The 16,848-nt window shown below is 69.4% G+C and carries 15 protein-coding genes and 1 tRNA gene; 1 reads left to right on the top strand and 15 read right to left on the bottom strand.

The features are described 5' to 3' along the window. Window positions 1–8 precede the first annotated feature (8 nt). The 9 genes from ACN0TP_RS02275 to ACN0TP_RS02235 form a co-directional block, all read right to left on the bottom strand. Window positions 9–82 (bottom strand) — tRNA-Leu (locus ACN0TP_RS02275). Between the two features lie 94 nt (window positions 83–176). Then, window positions 177–1,595 (bottom strand): NAD(P)/FAD-dependent oxidoreductase, encoded by a 1,419-nt coding sequence (locus tag ACN0TP_RS02270; protein ID WP_417216068.1) that lies wholly within the window; start codon window positions 1,593–1,595, stop codon window positions 177–179. 43 nt (window positions 1,596–1,638) lie between these two features. Then, window positions 1,639–3,060 carry a S8 family serine peptidase gene (locus ACN0TP_RS02265; RefSeq protein WP_417216493.1) on the bottom strand — a complete coding sequence of 474 codons (1,422 nt, stop codon included), beginning with the start codon at window positions 3,058–3,060 and terminating at the stop codon, window positions 1,639–1,641. Between the two features lie 115 nt (window positions 3,061–3,175). Then, a complete protein-coding gene (locus ACN0TP_RS02260; protein ID WP_417216065.1) occupies window positions 3,176–4,129 on the bottom strand; it encodes an exopolyphosphatase in 954 nt (317 codons plus the stop codon). Then, window positions 4,126–4,869 carry a DUF501 domain-containing protein gene (locus ACN0TP_RS02255; RefSeq protein ID WP_417216064.1) on the bottom strand — a complete coding sequence of 248 codons (744 nt, stop codon included), beginning with the start codon at window positions 4,867–4,869 and terminating at the stop codon, window positions 4,126–4,128. Before ACN0TP_RS02255 ends, ACN0TP_RS02260 begins: the two co-directional genes overlap by 4 nt. A gap of 24 nt (window positions 4,870–4,893) precedes the next feature. Next, window positions 4,894–5,742, bottom strand: a complete 849-nt coding sequence (locus ACN0TP_RS02250) for an FtsB family cell division protein (protein WP_417216061.1) — start codon at window positions 5,740–5,742, stop codon at window positions 4,894–4,896. A 128-nt stretch (window positions 5,743–5,870) separates the two neighbouring features. Next, a complete protein-coding gene (gene eno / locus ACN0TP_RS02245) occupies window positions 5,871–7,151 on the bottom strand; it encodes a phosphopyruvate hydratase (RefSeq protein ID WP_417216060.1) in 1,281 nt (426 codons plus the stop codon). 76 nt (window positions 7,152–7,227) lie between these two features. After that, window positions 7,228–7,977: a MazG nucleotide pyrophosphohydrolase domain-containing protein gene (locus ACN0TP_RS02240; RefSeq protein ID WP_417216057.1), complete on the bottom strand. Its 750-nt coding sequence runs from the start codon at window positions 7,975–7,977 to the stop codon at window positions 7,228–7,230. Between the two features lie 7 nt (window positions 7,978–7,984). After that, entirely contained in the window at window positions 7,985–9,172 is a 1,188-nt protein-coding gene (locus tag ACN0TP_RS02235) for an adenosine deaminase (RefSeq protein WP_417216054.1), read from the bottom strand. A 264-nt stretch (window positions 9,173–9,436) separates the two neighbouring features. On the opposite strand from ACN0TP_RS02235, the gene ACN0TP_RS02230 reads away from it, so the two are divergent. Further along, window positions 9,437–9,940 carry a hypothetical protein gene (locus ACN0TP_RS02230; RefSeq protein ID WP_417216051.1) on the top strand — a complete coding sequence of 168 codons (504 nt, stop codon included), beginning with the start codon at window positions 9,437–9,439 and terminating at the stop codon, window positions 9,938–9,940. 51 nt (window positions 9,941–9,991) lie between these two features. Here ACN0TP_RS02230 and ACN0TP_RS02225 read toward each other — a convergent pair whose 3' ends face one another. The 6 genes from ACN0TP_RS02225 to ACN0TP_RS02200 form a co-directional block, all read right to left on the bottom strand. Further along, window positions 9,992–10,648, bottom strand: a complete 657-nt coding sequence (locus ACN0TP_RS02225) for a DedA family protein (protein ID WP_417216048.1) — start codon at window positions 10,646–10,648, stop codon at window positions 9,992–9,994. Between the two features lie 174 nt (window positions 10,649–10,822). Continuing rightward, window positions 10,823–12,133: a thymidine phosphorylase gene (locus ACN0TP_RS02220; protein ID WP_417216045.1), complete on the bottom strand. Its 1,311-nt coding sequence runs from the start codon at window positions 12,131–12,133 to the stop codon at window positions 10,823–10,825. Between the two features lie 40 nt (window positions 12,134–12,173). Next, window positions 12,174–12,593: a cytidine deaminase gene (locus tag ACN0TP_RS02215; RefSeq protein WP_417216042.1), complete on the bottom strand. Its 420-nt coding sequence runs from the start codon at window positions 12,591–12,593 to the stop codon at window positions 12,174–12,176. A 5-nt stretch (window positions 12,594–12,598) separates the two neighbouring features. Continuing rightward, window positions 12,599–13,888 carry an ABC transporter permease gene (locus tag ACN0TP_RS02210; protein WP_417216039.1) on the bottom strand — a complete coding sequence of 430 codons (1,290 nt, stop codon included), beginning with the start codon at window positions 13,886–13,888 and terminating at the stop codon, window positions 12,599–12,601. Further along, complete coding sequence (locus tag ACN0TP_RS02205; RefSeq protein ID WP_417216036.1) at window positions 13,885–15,219, bottom strand: ABC transporter permease; 1,335 nt, start codon at window positions 15,217–15,219, stop codon at window positions 13,885–13,887. Before ACN0TP_RS02205 ends, ACN0TP_RS02210 begins: the two co-directional genes overlap by 4 nt. Next, complete coding sequence (locus ACN0TP_RS02200) at window positions 15,212–16,807, bottom strand: ABC transporter ATP-binding protein (RefSeq protein WP_417216033.1); 1,596 nt, start codon at window positions 16,805–16,807, stop codon at window positions 15,212–15,214. The genes ACN0TP_RS02205 and ACN0TP_RS02200 overlap by 8 nt, the downstream gene beginning before the upstream one ends. Window positions 16,808–16,848 lie beyond the last annotated feature (41 nt).

Genomic DNA, 16,848 nt, shown 5'->3' with positions numbered 1-16,848 from the left:
GCGTGTAGTACCCCCAGTCGGACTCGAACCGACAACACAGAGATTTTAAGTCTCCTGCCTCTGCCAATTGGGCTATGGGGGCCCGAGGGTAAATCCTACAAGAGCAGCACATGCCCCGGACGCAACACGGCGCCGTACCCACCAGGATCCTGGCCGATACGGCGCCGTGAGGGGTGCTACTTGGCTGCGGCTTCCTGCTTCTCGCCGGTGGCGGCAGGCTTCTCGGCCGCCTTCGGCTTCGGGGTCGCTGCCTCGACGAACTGGCGGCGCGGGGTCTGCAGGTCGGCGATCTGGGTGATGTCGCGCTTGAACAGCAGGCTGGAGAACCAGTCGCCGACCACGCGGAACTTGCGCTCGAACGTCGGCATGGCCATGCCGTGGTAGCCGCGGTGCGCGGCCCAGGCCGGGAGGCCCTTGAGCTGCAGGCCCATGATCTTGGCGACGCCCTTGCCGGTACCGAAGCCGGCGACCGCGCCCAGGTTCTTGTGCTCGTACTCGCGCACCTGGCCCACGCCGTAGCGGGTGGCGTAGATGTTCGCGGCCAGCAGCTTGGCCTGGCGGACGGCGTGCTGCGCGTTGGGGACGCAGGTGCCGTCGGGCAGGCCACCGGTGACGTCGGGGACTGCCGCGACGTCGCCTGCGGCCCAGGCTCCCTCGATGGGGCCGTCGTCGCCGGTGATGCGCAGGTCGGTGCCGGTGCGCACGCGTCCTCGCTGCTCGATCGGGAAGTCGGTGGAGCGGACCATCGGGTTGGCCTGGACGCCGGCGGTCCAGATGAGGGTATCGGCCTCGAACGTCTCGCCGGGGGTCTTGTCCAACATGTTGGTCAGTTCCAGCCTGGTGCCGTCGACCTTGCCCAGCGACGTGTTCAGCATGACCTCGATGCCGCGCGAGCGCATGTGCCCCACGACCCAGACGGCCTGCTCTTCGGTGACCTCGGGCATGATGCGGCCCATCGCCTCGACCATCACGAAGCGGACCTCGTCCTGCTCGACCCGGCTGGTCTTGGCCACTGCGGCACGGGCCATGTCCTCGAGCTCGGTGATGGTCTCGATGCCGGCGAATCCGCCGCCAACCACGACGAAGGTCAGCGCACGACGGCGGGCCGCCGGGTCGCTCATCATGGAGGCGCTTTCGATGCGCTCCAGGACCTTGTTGCGCAGGGTCACTGCTTCCTCGATGGACTTCAGGCCGATGCCGCTTTCGGCCAGGCCCGGGATCGGGAACGTCTTGGTGATGGCACCGGCGGCCATGACGACGTCACGGTAGCCGAGTTCGAAGGGCTCACCGTTGGTGGGCACGATCACTGCCTTGCGGTTGGCATGGTCAACGGCCGTGACGCGGCCGGTGATCAGTTCCGCATTGTCGAGGTGGGTGCGGTGGGAGACGATCGCGTGACGCGGTTCGATCTGTCCCGCCGCGACCTCGGGGAGGAAGGGCTGGTAGGTCATGTACGGCAGCGGGTCCACCACGGTGACGATGCCGCCGTGGGCCTTGACCTTGTTCTGCAGTTTCATTGCGACGTACAAACCGACGTAGCCACCGCCGACGACGAGGATACGTGGGCGATCGGAAAGTTCAGGAGTGTTAGCCATGCCTCCCATCCTAACGCGGATCCACCTTATGTGAAAGTCTTCACTATCTACTTTCGGGCAGGTCGTCAAAGGGGTCGTGGCCCTCGTGGGCGTCCGGCCACTCTCCCTCGGCAATGGTCCCGGCGGAGGCGGCCTCGACGGCCCGCCGACGCCGTCGCGCCAGGCCCACCTGCACGGCGCCCGCGATGACCACGAGCAACGCCAGGGTGCCGAAGCCGACCACCAGCACCGCCGGGAGGGCTCCTCCGGGTTCGGCCGGAGCCTGGGGCCGGGGGGCGGCCACCGGCGGGACCGTGGACTTCGCCTCGGGTTTGGCCGGGGGCGGCGTGGCCGTCGGCGTGGCCGGCTGGCCCCTGCGGTGGACGTGGATCCACTCGCTGATGGTTCCCAACGGGTTGTCCTCCACCGTGGGGACATCGGCGGTCAGCGCCGCCTCGGCGTCCAGCAGTCCATACCCGTAGAGGTTGTCGACTCCCGGTTTGCCGGCATCCTTCGCCGTGGCGAGGATGCGTTCGATGACGTCGGCGGCCTTCAGGTCCGGGTACTTCGAGCGGATGAGCGCCACGACCCCGGAGACCAGGGGCGCGGCCCCGGAGGTCCCCGACCAGTCGGCGTAGCCGCCGTCGGGCAGTCCCCCGACCAGCGGGTCCGCCGGGGCGGCGACCCCGATGCTGATCCCCTGCGTGGAGGAGTCCCAGCTGGCCTTGCCCTTCTTGTCGACGCCGGCCACCGTCAGCACGCCCGGGATGGTCGCCGGGGCTCCGACCTGTTGCATGCCCCCGGCCCGGTTCCCGGCGGCCGCGACGATGACCACGTCATGGGACTCGGCGTATTGGAAGGCCTCGTCCCAGCTGGTCGGCCAGCTCGGAGTGGTCGAACCCAGCGACATGTTGATCACCTGGGCGCCCTGGTCGACCGCCCATTTAACGGCCCGTGGCACCTGTTCGCTGACCGGAACACCTCCCGGGTTCTCGGACCCCAGCCACAGCGAGCCGGAGATCAGCTTGGCCTTGGGCGCAACGCCGATGACGCCGTCGCGCCCTGGTCCGGGTTTGGGGATCTTGACCGCTTCGGGCTTCTCGGGTGGATCCTCGTCGGCCTTCTTCGCGTCCTTGACGGCGCGTTTCCAGGCGATGTCCTGTTGTTCGGCTTCTGCCTTCGCCTTGGCGATGGCCTCCGCGTTGTTGCCGTGTCCGGCCAGCAGGGTCCCCACCAGTGTCCCGTGTTCGGGCAGTGCGCCAATGGGTTCGGTCCCGTTGGCGTTGCCCGCGCCGGAGAAGTCCTGGCCGCCGACCACCTGTCCGCGCAGGTCGGGGTGGGACCCGTCGGTGCCGGTGTCGATGACGGCCACCTTGACGCCCTCGCCCTGGGACACCTTCCACGCCTGCTTGATCCCGTAGTCGTCCAACCAGTATTCGCTGTCGCGGATGTGGTCCGCTTGCGCCGCGGACGCGGCAGCCAGCATCGATCCTGCGGCGAGCAGGACGGCCAGGAAGGCTGCGGCAACACGAGGGGGACGGGGCCTCACGGGCGGTTCCTTCCGGGGGTACGACGACGGTTGGCTGGTTCGGCGGGGCCGTTCAGTGCCCGGCCAGGCCAAGGGCAATGCCGTCCAGAATATCGTGTTCGCTGGCCACCGCAGTGCGCACCCGGTTCCCGGTGGCCTCGGCGACCCGCAACAGGATGGTCCGGTAGATCAGCGATCCGGCGGCGATCACGTCGACCCGGCCGGGGTGCATGTAGGGCAGTTGTTCCCGGCGTCGCCGGGAGAAGGACAGGAATTCGCTGGCCGCTGCCTCGATGACCCCGACCGGCAGCTCGGAACCATCGATGGCCTCGGGCTGGTAGCTGTGCAGGTCCAGCACATGGGCCGTCACCGTGGTGATGGTGCCGGCAACCCCGACGACGCGGTCCACGTCCTGGATCGGGAGCGCGGCGAACACCGTGTCGAGCTGGTGGTTGGCCTCGGCTTCCGCGGCGGCGACCTGCTCGGCGGTGGGCGGGTCATCGGTGAGGAAGCGTTCGCTGTAGCGCACGCACCCCATGTTGATGCTGATGGCACCGCGGACCCCCTGGGCGTTGCCCACGACGAATTCGGTGGAGCCGCCCCCGAGGTCGACGACCAGGATGTCCTCCCCGTCGGCCGGGGGGCGGACGGAGACGGCACCGGCAAAGCTCAGTTCGGCTTCCTCGGAGCCCTCGATGACCTCGGGTTCAACGCCCAGGCGGTCGCGGACACCGTCCATGAACTCGGCACGGTTGCCGGCATCGCGGGTGGCCGAGGTGGCGACGAACCGCACGTGCTGGGCGCCGTGGGCACCAATCAGCGCAGCGTATTCGTCCACCGCGGCAAAGGTGCGTTCCAGGGCCTCGGGCGCGAGGTTTCCGGTGGCGTCGACGCCCTGGCCCAGCCGGACGATGCGCATCTCCCGGGCGATGTCCAACAGCCTGACGTCCCCGTCCTCGTCCTCGATGACGTCGGCGATCAGCAGGCGGATGGAGTTGGTTCCGCAGTCGATTCCCGCAACCCTCATGCCGGCTCCCCCGACGTCGTCGTGCCGGGTCCACCGGCGTCCGGCTCCCCCGCCTGTTCGCGTTCCGCCCGCGCCTGCCGGGCTGCAGCGCGGCGGGCCTTCTTGGCCGCCGGGTCCTCCGCCTGGGTCTTCACGTGGCGGCTGCGGTCGCGGTCCGGCACGGGTGCGTCGACATCCCAGGCGCCGGCGCAATGGCACCGGTCGGCGGTCCACCAGGCGGCGATCCCGGCGAGGGCCTCGTCTCCGAGCGGGTTGACCCCGGGCCCGGCGGCCAGCGAGTGGCCGACCAGCACGTGCAGGCACTTCACGCGGGTGGGCATGCCCCCCGCCGACACGCCGTCGATTTCCGGCACGGGTCCCACGCCGGTCCGGGCGCCGATGGCGTCGCGGGCGGCCAGGTAGTCGTGGTGGGCCGCGGCATAGGCGGAGGCCAGTTCGCCGTCGCGGCCCAGGCGCTCGGTCATCTCGGCCATGGTGCCGGCCGCCTCGAGGCGGGAGACGGCCGAGGTGATCACCGGGTGCGTCAGGTAGAACGTGGTGGGAAACGGAATGCCGGAGGCCAGCCGCGGGGCGGTGGTGGCCACCAGCGGGTTGCCGCAGACGCAGCGGGCACCGATCTCCACCACGTCACGGGCGGGACGGCCGAGCTGGCGGCTCAGCGTCTCCAGGTCCGCGGGGGTGGGGATCCGCTGTTCGGCGTCCAGCGCCTCATGACGCGGGGCGGGGGCAGGATGCTCCACGGATGCTCCTTCGAAAAAACATGGTCAGTCGGTGGCCGAGCGTACAACGGTGTCCCACAGGGAGTCGACCCACGGCAGGTCGGTGCGGACATCGCCCACGCTGCGGGGCCCGACGGCGCTGTCGTCTCCGGTGGCGCCGACCACCATGTACTTCTTCTCGCCCGGCATCACCAGGTTGATGCGGTTGCGCGCCTGGGCCTTGACGTAGGCAGGGTCGTCCCACCGCTTGATCTGGGTCTTGAGGTTGTCCTGTTCCTGCTGCTTTTCGGCGATCGAAGATTGCAGCTGGGCGATTTCGGCCCGCTGGTTCATGTAGGTCCCCACGCTGGGCAGCAACAGGACGGTCACCACGGCGAGGATGACGGCCAGGGCCAGCATGCGTCCGGAAAAGGCACGGGCGGGAACCGGGGCAGCATCCCCCGCCGGACCCTGGCCCGCTGCGGGAGGCCGGGCACCGGATCCGCTGCCGGAGCGGATCGCGCCGGAGAGTTCCGCCCGCTCGCGCAGGCGCTTTTCGTGGGGGGTGCTGGGTCGCTTGCCGGGTCGTGCGACCGGTCGGCGTGCGCCAGCGGCCGGCTTCTTGGCTGCCGGTTTCTTGGCTGCCGGCTTGGGCGCCGCCGGTTTGGTAGCAGCCGGCGTGCCGCCGTCCGGCTGGCGGGGGGCCCGCCGTGCCGTGGGGGCCGCGGGGGTATCGTCCTGGTGTCCGGGGGCGGCGCCGAGCGGGACGACCTTGCTGCGGTTCACCGCTGCCGGGGTGGAGCGGTTGGCGTCGCGGCCGGAGGTGTCTGCGGATCCGCCGGTGGCGTTGTCCTGCTCCGCGGAGCCATTCCCGGCGGGGCGGACCCGTGGCATGTTGGGGCGTCGGGTGGCCATGAATCTCCTGCCGGTCAGCTCGGGGTGGACGGTGGGGCCGGGCCGGGGCCCGGAGGCCGCTAACGGCCTGAGGGGAACAACCGGTGCCCGGCTGTTCCCCTCAAGACCTTACGCGGTGTGGTGCGGCGTTACGCGGTGAAACGCGGGAAGGTCGACTTTCCGGCGTAGACCGCGGCGTCGCCGAGCTCCTCCTCGATGCGCAGCAGCTGGTTGTACTTCGCCACCCGCTCGGAGCGGGCCGGGGCACCGGTCTTGATCTGGCCGGCGTTGGTGGCGACGGCGATGTCGGCGATCGTGGTGTCCTCGGTTTCGCCGGAGCGGTGCGAGGTGATCGTGGTGTAGCCGCTGCGCTGGGCCAGCGAGACGGCGTCGAGGGTCTCGGTCAGCGAACCGATCTGGTTGACCTTGACCAGCAGCGAGTTCGCGGTGCCGGCATCGATGCCACGCTGCAGGCGCTCGGGGTTGGTGACGAAGAGGTCATCGCCGACCAGCTGGACCTTGTCGCCGATGGCGTCGGTGAGGGTCTTCCAGCCGTCCCAGTCGTCCTCGTCCAGCGGGTCCTCGATGGAGACCAGCGGGAAGTCGGCGACCAGGCCCGCGTAGTAGTCGCTCATCTGGGCCGCGGTGCGCTGCTCGCCCTCGAAGGCATAGGTGCCGTTCTCGAAGAACTCGGAGGAGGCGACGTCCAGGGCCAGTGCCACGTCGGCGCCCGGGGTGTAGCCGGCCTTCTTGATGGCCTCGGTGATCAGTTCCAGTGCCGCCCGGTTGCTGGGCAGGTTCGGGGCGAAGCCGCCCTCGTCGCCCAGGCCGGTGGACAGGCCCTGCTCCTTGAGCACGGACTTCAGTGCGTGGTAGACCTCCACGCCCATGCGCAGGCCCTCGGAGAAGGTGGACGCGCCGACGGGCACGACCATGAACTCCTGGATGTCCACGTCGGAGTCGGCGTGCGAGCCGCCGTTGAGGATGTTCATCAGCGGCACCGGCAGCACGTGGGCGTTGGGCCCGCCCAGGTAGCGGTAGAGCGGCAGGTTGGAGGACTCGGCGGCGGCGGAGGCCACGGCGAGGGAGACGCCCAGGATGGCGTTGGCGCCCAGGGTCCCCTTGTTCGGGGTGCCGTCCAGATCGGTCATGATCTGGTCGATGGCCCGCTGGTCGGTGGCGTCCTGGCCGATGAGGGCCGGCTGGATCGTGTCGATGACCGCGTCGATGGCCTTCGTGACGCCCTTGCCCAGGTAGCGGGAGGTGTCGCCGTCGCGCAGTTCGACTGCCTCGAAGGCACCGGTGGAGGCGCCGGAGGGCACTGCGGCGCGGCCGAGCGAGCCGTCGGAGAGCAGGACTTCGACTTCAACGGTGGGGTTGCCGCGCGAGTCGAGGATTTCGCGGGCGTGGATGGCGTCGATCAGGGCCATGGAAGGTACTCCTTCGTCGGTGGGTGGGGGCCGTACACGTCAGTGGATACGCGGGCACGTTGCCTCGCGACCCAGCCTAGCGCGTGCCGGGGGCCTGCGGTGAAGTTGGTTGCGCGCCCGTCATGTAGTGCACGACGGCGGTGCGCAGGGAGCGCTCGGCGTCGAGTCCGCGCTCCCGGGCCGCCGCGACGATCCCGAAGAGCAGTTCCCCGAGTTCGGCCTCGGTCCCGGGGATGCGCATGGCCGGGGGCTCCGGCGCCGGTGTCGGCGCAGGGGCGTCCGGCACCGCCGGGCGTGCACCGTCGTCGTTCCCGGCCCTCCAGCGTTCGGCCCGTTCGAGGACCTTGTCGGCCAGCGCGAGGGCCGGCAGGTGACGCGGCAGCGAGGAAAACGGGTCGGTGCGCCCGGGGTTCTCGGCGCGTTTGGCCGCGTCCCAGGACGCGATGATCTCCTCGATGGAGTCGGGGAATTCCCCGCGCAGGCTGCCGTCCGGGTGGAAGATGTGCGTGTTGCGCCGGATCATCTTCTCGCTGAGGTGCCCGGCGATGTCGGTGAAGTCGAAGGCGCCGCGTTCGGAGGCGATCTGGGCGTGGAGCACCAGCTGGTACAGCACGTCGGCCAGTTCCCCGCGCAGTTCGTCCTCGTCCTGCCCGGTCTCGATGGCCTCGAGCAGTTCGTAGGATTCCTCGACCAGGTATCTCACCAGCGAGGCATGGGTCAACGCCGCCGTCCACCGGCAGTGCTCCCTCAGGTCCGCAATGAGCCCCAGCAGGCGTTGCGGTTCCCCGGGGGTGCCGGTGGACGGTGTGTCGCGGCGTGGGTCCATGGGTGGATCAGGCCTCGTCGTCGTCCGGGTCCTCGTCGGTGGACTCGTCGGACAGGCCCGCGTAGGCGGCGTTGATGTATTCCACCAGCGCCTCGCGCTCCTCCAGCGGCAGGAAGGCCGCCTCGGCGGCGTTGAGCGTGAGCTCGAGCAGGTCATCGAGGTCGTAGTCGAAGGCCTCGACCAGCAGCTCGAACTCGTCCGAGAGGCTGGTGCCGCTCATCAGCCGGTTGTCCGGGCTGATGGTGACGGTGAAGCCCGTCTGGTAGAGCAGGTCGATCGGGTGCGATTCGATGCCCTCGCCGAAGGCCTCGGTGGCCCCGGTCTGCAGGTTCGAGGACGGGCAGATCTCCAGGGCGATGCCCCGGTCGCGGACCCAGTTGGCCACCGGCCCCAGGGTCACCAGGCCGGTGTCCTCCCCGACCTCGGAGCCGTCGTCGTCGGTGCCACCGAATTCGACCTCGATGTCCTCGGCGATGCGCACGCCGTGTCCCAGGCGCTGGGCGCGTCCGGTGAGCAGGGCGTCGGCGATGGAGTCGACCCCGGCCGCCTCGCCGGCGTGGACGGTGGCCGGGAAGAAGTTCTCGGCCAGCAGGGTGAAGGCGTCCGCCATGCGGGAGGCCGGGAACCCGTCCTCGGCTCCTGCGATGTCGAAGCCGACGGCCCCGCGGTCGCGGTGGCGCAGGGCGAGTTCTGCGATTTCCACGCCGCGGTCGGCGTGGCGCATGGCGGTGATCAGCTGGCCCACCTGGATGGGCCGGCCGCTGGCCTCCACGGCGTCGACGCCGGCGTCCAGGCCCTCCTGCACTGCCTCGACCGCCTCGTCCAGGGTCAGTCCACCGGCGAGGTGCTGTTCGGGTGCCCAGCGGACTTCGCCGTAGACGACGCCGTCGTCGGCGAGGTCCTCGACGAATTCGCGGGCCACCCGGACCAGGTTGTCGTGGGTCTGCATGACGGCGATGGTGTGGTCAAAGGTCTCGAGGTAGCGCGGCAGCGAACCGGAGTCGGCGGATTCGCGGAACCACTCCCCCAGCGCCACGGGGTCGGTGGCCGGCAGTTCATGCCCGGCAGCGGCGGCTAGTTCGATGATGGTGGCGGGGCGCAGCCCGCCGTCGAGGTGGTCGTGCAGCGACACCTTGGGCAGGTTGCGGAAGTCGAAGTCGGGGTCATATGCGGTGTGGATCAGCTCTTCAGTCACGTACCCCAGCGTACTGGGCGCCCGGGCGCAGCGGAACCAGCCGGCGGACGTCCGCCCCGGACGCCCCGCACACGGCACGGATCACGGATGTGCCCGGGGAACCGGTGCGCGGCGCGCCGCCGGGAAATACCCTGCACGGCAAACGAATCCATCCTCGACAGCGGCTATATTGTGCATCAGCCGATGGACCACGGGACGGTTCGTCGCAGACCGAGGGGGAACCATGTCCAGTCCACTCCAAGTCGGCAACGCTCGGGGGCGACGATGAGGCACCCGGCGGCCCAGCTGGGGATCGTCGCCGTGGCAGCCCTGCTGCTCAGCGGCTGTTCGGCGACGGCGGGCCCCTCCGCAGGGGATTCCGCGGCCGGTGGCGTGAGCATCGCCGCTTCACCGTCGATGTCAGCTGTGGCTGCCGACGGCGCGGAAAGCACACCCACGGTTTCGGCGGAGGTGGATGCGGTGCTGGCTCCCCTGCCGAAGGACCTCGAGCTGGCCAGGACCTCCGGCCAGGGAGCCGCCGGCCACGTCATGGACATCGGCCATGCCCGGCACATCAACATCTACGGTGTGTGCTGGCCCGGGGACGGCACGGCAGATGCGGCCCCGCACATCACGGTCTCCGATGACTCCGGCATCGACGTCGCAATCGTGTGCGACGGCGTGGTGACACGCAGCCAACAGGTGGGGGCCATGCATGGACGGGTGTCAGTGGACGCACCCCGCGATACGCGTTGGGGCCTGTTGGCCGCCGATCCTCGGGGGAAGTGACGGGACACCGCGCACCACGCGGTCCCCTGGCCCGGCAATCAGCCGGCCCGGCTAGGATTCCGTGTCTGCCCCGGCGGGCACCAGATCCGGTTCGGGGGCCGGTTCGTCCCGGCCCAGCCGGCTCAGCATCACGTTGACGACGCGGTCCACGATGAACCCCAGGACGATGGCGATGCCGATGGACAGCCCAATGCCCAACAGCGGGTTGTCGCTCATCCAGTGGCCACCCACGGCACCGATCGTCGCCGAGTAGGCGCCCCAGGTCAGGCAGCCCATGATGTCCAGCACGGTGAAGCGGCGCGGGGAGAAGTGCGTGGCACCGGCGGTGAAGTTCACGGCGACGCGGCCGACGGGGATGTAGCGTGCCGTGAAGATCAGCAGGGCCCCGCGCCGCTCCAGTTCGCGCCGGGCGAAGGCAAAGGACTTGCGGGCGCGCCGTCCACGCATCCACCGGTACCGGTCCATGCCGATCCGTCGGCCGAACCGGTAGGCGATCTGGTCGCCCAGGACGGCACCGGCGGCCCCCACCAGGCCCAGCAGGAAGATGTTCGGGATCCCCGAGGCCACGGCGACGCTGGCCAGGGCGACGATCAACGTCTCGCTGGGCAGCAGCGGGACCAAGCCGTCGATGGTGCAGAACAGGAAGAGCAACGGCAGGACCCACCACGCAGTGGAAGCGTGGAGGATGACCTCGTTGATGAACTCCATGGGGTAGGTTCCTCGGCCTTGTTGACACCCCGCCGGCGGTAGCCGACGTGGTCCCGCCCGGTGGCAACGGGGCGATGGTTTTATTCTCGCCCCTCGGGGACGGTTTTGCCGTCCCACCCAGGGATGATTCCGGGACGGGTGGGGGTCATCCCTGAGGGCAACCCCCGTGCACGGCTACTCGGCGATCCGGTCCAGGACCAGCCGCTGGCCGCTGCGGCTGCCCTCGGCGGAGATGGTCGTCGCCCCCTCCAGGGCCTCCAGGGCACGGGCGAACCGGTCGGGGGTGTCGGTCAGCAGGGTCATCAGCGGCTGTCCACGGCGCACCACGTCACCCGGCTTGGCGTGCAGGCGCACCCCGGCGCCGGCCTGGACCTGGTCCCCACGCCGGGCCCGTCCGGCTCCGAGCCGCCACGCGGCGACGCCCACGGACAGTGCGTCGAGTTCGGTGAGCACCCCGTCGGCCTGGGCGTAGACGGTTTCGGCTTCGCGGGCCACCGGCAGCGCGGCGTGCGGGTCGCCACCCTGGGCGTAGATCATGCGGTTCCACACGTCCATGGCGCGGCCATCGGCCAGGGCAGCTGCCGGGTCGGCATCGTGGATGCCGGCCCCGGCGAGCATCTCCTCCGCCAGCTGGACGGTCAGTTCCACGACGTCGGCCGGGCCGCCACCGGCGAGGACCTCCACCGATTCCTCGACCTCGATCGCGTTGCCGGCGGTCAGCCCCAGGGGGGTCTGCATGTTGGTCAGCAGGGCGACGGTCTTGACCCCGGCGTCGGTGCCGAGCCCGACCATGGTGCTGGCGAGTTCGCGGGCGTTGGCCTCGTCCTTCATGAAGGCCCCGGAGCCGACCTTGACGTCCAGGACCAGGGCGCCGGTTCCCTCGGCGATCTTCTTGGACATGATCGAGGAGGCGATCAGCGGGATGGCCTCCACGGTCCCGGTGACATCGCGCAGTGCGTAGAGCTTCTTGTCCGCCGGGGCCAGCCCGGATCCTGCGGCGCAGATGACGGCGCCGCAGTCGGCGAGCTGTTCCATCATCGCTGCGTTGGACAGCGAGGCCTGCCAGCCGGGGATGGCCTCGAGCTTGTCCAGGGTCCCGCCGGTGTGCCCGAGCCCGCGGCCGGAGAGCTGGGGTACCGCCACCCCGAACACGGCGACCAGCGGTGCCAGCGGGAGCGTGATCTTGTCTCCCACTCCCCCGGTCGAGTGCTTGTCGGCCGTCGGCTTCACCGCGCCGGCCGCGGTGCGCAGCGAGGAGAAGTCCATGCGTTCGCCCGAGTTGATCATCGCCGTCGTCCACCGGGAGATCTCCGCCCGGTCCATCCCGTTGAGCAGGATCGCCATGTTCAGCGCGGCCATCTGCTCCTCGGCGATGACCCCGCGGGTGTAGGCGTCGATGGTCCAGTCGATTTGCTCGGGCGTGAGCGTTCCGCGGTCGCGCTTGATGCGGATGATGTCGACGGCGTCGAAGTTCTCGGTGCTCATGCTGGGCCTTTCCTCGGGTGCTGCGGTGCTTCGGTGGGCGTTAGCGGAGCAGGTTGTCCGGGCCGAAGGCGTCGGGCAGGACCTGTTCCATGGTCTTGATCCCGCTGGTGGTCATCAGTTCCAGGTCGGGGCCGCGGTGTTCGTGCAGCAGCTGCCGACAGCGCCCGCAGGGCATGAGGATGTTCCCGCTGCCGTCCACGCAGTAGAACGCCCGCAGCCGTCCACCACCGCCCATGTGCAGCTCGCCGATCAGCGTGCATTCGGCGCAGAGGACCACCCCGTAGGCGGCGTTCTCCACGTTGCAGCCGCTGACCAGCCGGCCGTCCTCGGTCAGCGCGGCAGCCCCCACCGGGTACTTCGAATACGGGGCGTAGGCGTGGGTCATCGCCTCGGTGGCGGCGCTGCGCAGCCTCTCCCAGTCGGCGTCGGATAGTGGTGTCGCCGGCAGCTGCTCTGGCATGGGCCCTACTCCTTCACGTACGGGATGCCGTTGGAGGCCGGCGGCCGGGATTTGCCGGCCAGCCCCGCCACCGCGAAGACGGTGACGACGTAGGGCAGCATCTGCATGAACTGGCTGGGCACCGGGGTCCCCAGGATGGTGAGCACGAAGGACAGGTTCAACGAGAAGCCGAACAGCAGTGCGGCGAAGAACGCCCCGATCGGGTTCCAGCGGCCGAAGATCAGCGCCGCGAGGGCGATGAAGCCCTGCCCGGCGGTCATCTCCTTGTTGAAGGAGGAGGAGGTCACCAGCGTGAAGAACGCTCCGCCGACGCCGGCGACGACGCCGGCCAGGGTCACGTTCCAGAACCGCATGGTGTTGACCTTGATGCCCACGGTGTCGGCCGCCTTGGGGTGTTCGCCGACGGCGCGCACGCGCAGGCCCCAGCGGGTCTTGAACAGCCCGAACCACACGAGGAACACGGCCAGGTACATGCCGTAGCCCAGGATCGTCTGGTCGAAGAGGATCGGCCCGAACACGGGGATGTCGGCCAGTCCCGGGATGCGGATGTTGTGGAAGCTCGGCGGGGAGTTGAACAGCGCCGAGTTGTCCTTCATCACGGTGGAGAACAGGAAGCTGGTCAGCCCGGCGACCAGGACGTTGAGCACCACGCCGACGATGACCTGGTTGACCAGGTACTTGATGCTGAAGACGGCCAGCACCATGGAGACCACCACGCTGGCGAGCACGGCGGCCAGCACGCCCGCGAGCAGGCTCTGGGTGATCGAGCCGACGATCGCCGCGCCGAAGGCGCCGGCCAGCAGCTGGCCCTCGATGGCGATGTTGATGACGCCGGAGCGTTCGCACAGCACGCCGGAGAGGGAACCGAAGATCAGCGGAATGGCCAACGTGAAGGACCCGGCGACGAGGCCGGAGAAGTAGACGTTGGGGTTGTTGGCGCTGCCGATGACCCAGACCAGGAAGGCGATCACCCAGACGGCGGCGAAGGCGGGCACCAGCCAGCGCGGGTTGGGCTTCGCCCGGCTGGTCAGCACGAAGGCGTAGGCAGCCAGGGCCAGGAGCACGACGGCGGTGATCCAGCCCACCACGGTGGTCCCCAGCAGGACGTCGGGCACCTTGATGGCGTCGGCGTCGGCCGAGATCCTGAACCTGGCGGTCGCGTGCGGGCTGCCCAGGGCGAAGCCGAACAGTGCCACGAGCGCCAGGACGGCCAGCGTCACCGGGGCGCCCCAGTTGCGGATCGCCGGGGCGATGGACGCCGTGCGCGGCGAGGGGGTGGTGGTTGCGGTGCTCACGCTGCTCCTCCGGCCTTGGCGGTACGCGCCGTGGTCTTCTTGGATTTCTTCTGGCCCGTGGGGATGCGGAAGATCGAACGAACCAGCGGCGGTGCCGCGATGAACAGCACGATGAAGGACTGCACCACCAACACGATGTCGATGGGGATGCCCGTGTTGGACTGCATGCCGACGCCGCCGGCGCGCAGGGCACCGAACAGCAGCCCGGCGAAGAGCGTCCCGATCGGGTTGGAGCGGCCCAGCAGGGCGACGGTGATCGCGTCGAAACCGAAGCTGGCGGCGATGTCGCCCGACAGGGAACGCTCGGTGCCGGAGATCTGCGCGGTGCCGGCCAGCCCGGCGAGGGCGCCGGCGACGACCATCGCCGTGATGTAGGCGCGGGAGACGTTGATGCCCGCGGTGCGGGCGGCCTGCGGGTTGGCGCCGACGGCCCGCAGTTCGAAGCCGGTGGTGGAGCGGTTCAGCAGCCACCAGACGAACGCAACGGCCAGCAGGGCCACCACGAATCCCAGGTGCAGCCGGAAGCCGGAACCGAAGATCAGCGGGTAGGCCGCCGATTCATGGATTTCGGGGCTGATGGGGTTGTTGGAGCCGGGCCGCTGGAAGCCCGGTGTGGTGAGCAGGTACAGCAGCAGGTACACGGCGATGTAGTTGAGCATGATCGTCACGATGACTTCATGTGCACCGCGTTTGGCCTTCAGGACGCCGGCGATGCCGCCCCAGATGGCCCCGCCGACGATGCCCGCGACGACGGCGAGCAGCAGGTGCAGGCCGGCGGGCAAATCCAGGGTGAAGCCGACCCAGCCGGCCAGCATGGCGCCGAGGATGATCTGCCCCTGGCCGCCGATGTTGAACAGTCCCACCCGGAAGGCCAGGGCCACGCCCAGACCGGCCAGGATCAGCGGGGTGGCCACCGTGAGGGTTTCGGTCAACGGGTAGATCGCGTTGGCGAAGCCGTCGGCCTGGGTGTTGAAGATCGCGCTGCGGAAGAGCGCCCCATAGGCCTCCGAAACGGAGGCCCACACGGCGGCGAGCATGTCGGTGGGCCGGGCGAAGAAGTAGCTGGCGGCGCCGGTCACCCGGTCATCGGTGGCGGCGATCAGGATGGCCCCGACCAGCAGTGACAACACGATGGCCAGCACCGAGACGAGGCCATTGCCGGTGGTGATGCGCCGCATCAGCGATGCCTGCGGGTCAACGGTTGTGGCCTCGGCCAGCTGGGCCGGGGTGTTGCCGGCCGCGGCCCCGCCCGGGGTCTCACCGGTCGGCGCCGGTGGCGGGGTCTGTGCGGACGCGGGGTCCCGGTCCGGCAGGTTCGCGGGATCAGTCATTCCCGTGCTCCTCTTCTGGGTTGGCCACCGGGGTGTCGGCGGAAGTTGCGGCGGGCGGGGTCGGGTCGGTGCCGGGGGCTCCTGCCTCGTCGGCCGAGGCGCCGGCCATCATCAGTCCCAGCGTGTCGCGGGGTGTGTCCCCGGGGACGATGCCGACCAGCTTGCCCTTGTAGAGCACCGCGATGCGGTCGGCGAGTTCGACGACCTCGTCGAGTTCGGTGGAGACGATGAGCACCGGGGTGCCGCCGTCCCGTTCGGCGATGATCCTGCGGTGGAGGAATTCGATGGATCCGACGTCGACGCCACGCGTCGGCTGGGAGGCGATGAACAGCTTGAGGGGCCGCGAGAGCTCGCGGGCCATGACGACCTTTTGCTGGTTGCCGCCGGAGAGCGTTCCGGCGTCGGCCTGCCCGCCCTGCGCGCGGATGTCGAATTCGGCGATTTTCGCCTCGGCGTTTTCCGCGATGACTGCTCCGCGCATGTTCATTCCGTGGGCGAAGGGCTCGCGGTCGTACTGGTTCAGGATGAGGTTTTCGGCAACGCTGAAGGTGCCGACGAGTCCGTCGGTGCTCCGGTCCTCGGGCACGAAGCCGACACCGGAGTTGATGATCGATTTGACGCTGCGTCCGAGCAGGTTCTGTCCCTGCAGGACGATCTTCCCGGAGGCATGGTCCAGCAGGCCCATGATGGCCTCCGTCAGTTCGGTCTGCCCGTTGCCCTGGACACCCGCGACGGCCAGGATCTCCCCCTCCTGGATGCCGAAGCTGACATCGTCCAGCAGCACCTGCCCGTTGTCGGCCAGAACGGTGAGGTTCTGCACGCTGAAGGTCTCCCGGCCGGGCTTGGCCGGTTCCTTCTCCAGGGACAGGCTCACCGAGCGTCCGACCATCAGGGAAGCCAGTTCGGTGGCGGACGCCGAGGGCTCGGCGTTGCCGACGACCTTGCCGCGACGGATCACGGTGATGACATCGGAGATCTCCTTGACCTCACGCAGCTTGTGGGAGATGAAGACGATCGAGGTGCCGGCGTCACGGAGCTGGCGGATGATGTTCAGCAGCTCATCGGTTTCCTGGGGCGTCAACACGGCGGTGGGTTCGTCCAGGATCAGGACCTTGGCGTCGCGGACGAGGGCCTTGATGATCTCGACCCGCTGCTGCACGCCCACCGGCAGGTCCTCGACGACGGCGTCGGGGTCCACGTGGAAGCCGAACCGGTCGGAGATCTCGCGGATCTTGCGGCGCGTTGCCTCCAGGTCGAGGATCCCACCGACCCGGGTCGTCTCGTCGCCGAGGGCTACATTTTCGGCGACGGTGAACACCGGCACCAGCATGAAGTGCTGGTGGACCATGCCGATCCCTGCGGCCATGGCATCGCCGGGGCCCTGGAAGCTCACTGGCTTCTCGTCGATGAGGACCTGGCCGGCCGTGGCCTCGTAGAGGCCGAAGAGAACGTTCATCAGCGTCGACTTCCCGGCACCGTTCTCCCCCAGCAGGGAGTGGACCTGTCCGGACTCTACGACGACGGTGATGTCGTCGTTGGCCGTGAAGGACCCGAATTTCTTGGTAATTCCGCGAAGTTCCAATTTCACGCTGTTTACCTATTCCCTTCTTTTCCGCGGCACGCCGTGGC

This window comes from Arthrobacter sp. (genome assembly GCF_048266065.1).
GTDB lineage: Bacteria > Actinomycetota > Actinomycetes > Actinomycetales > Micrococcaceae > Arthrobacter_H.
This window is presented reverse-complemented; position numbering and strand designations above follow the sequence as displayed.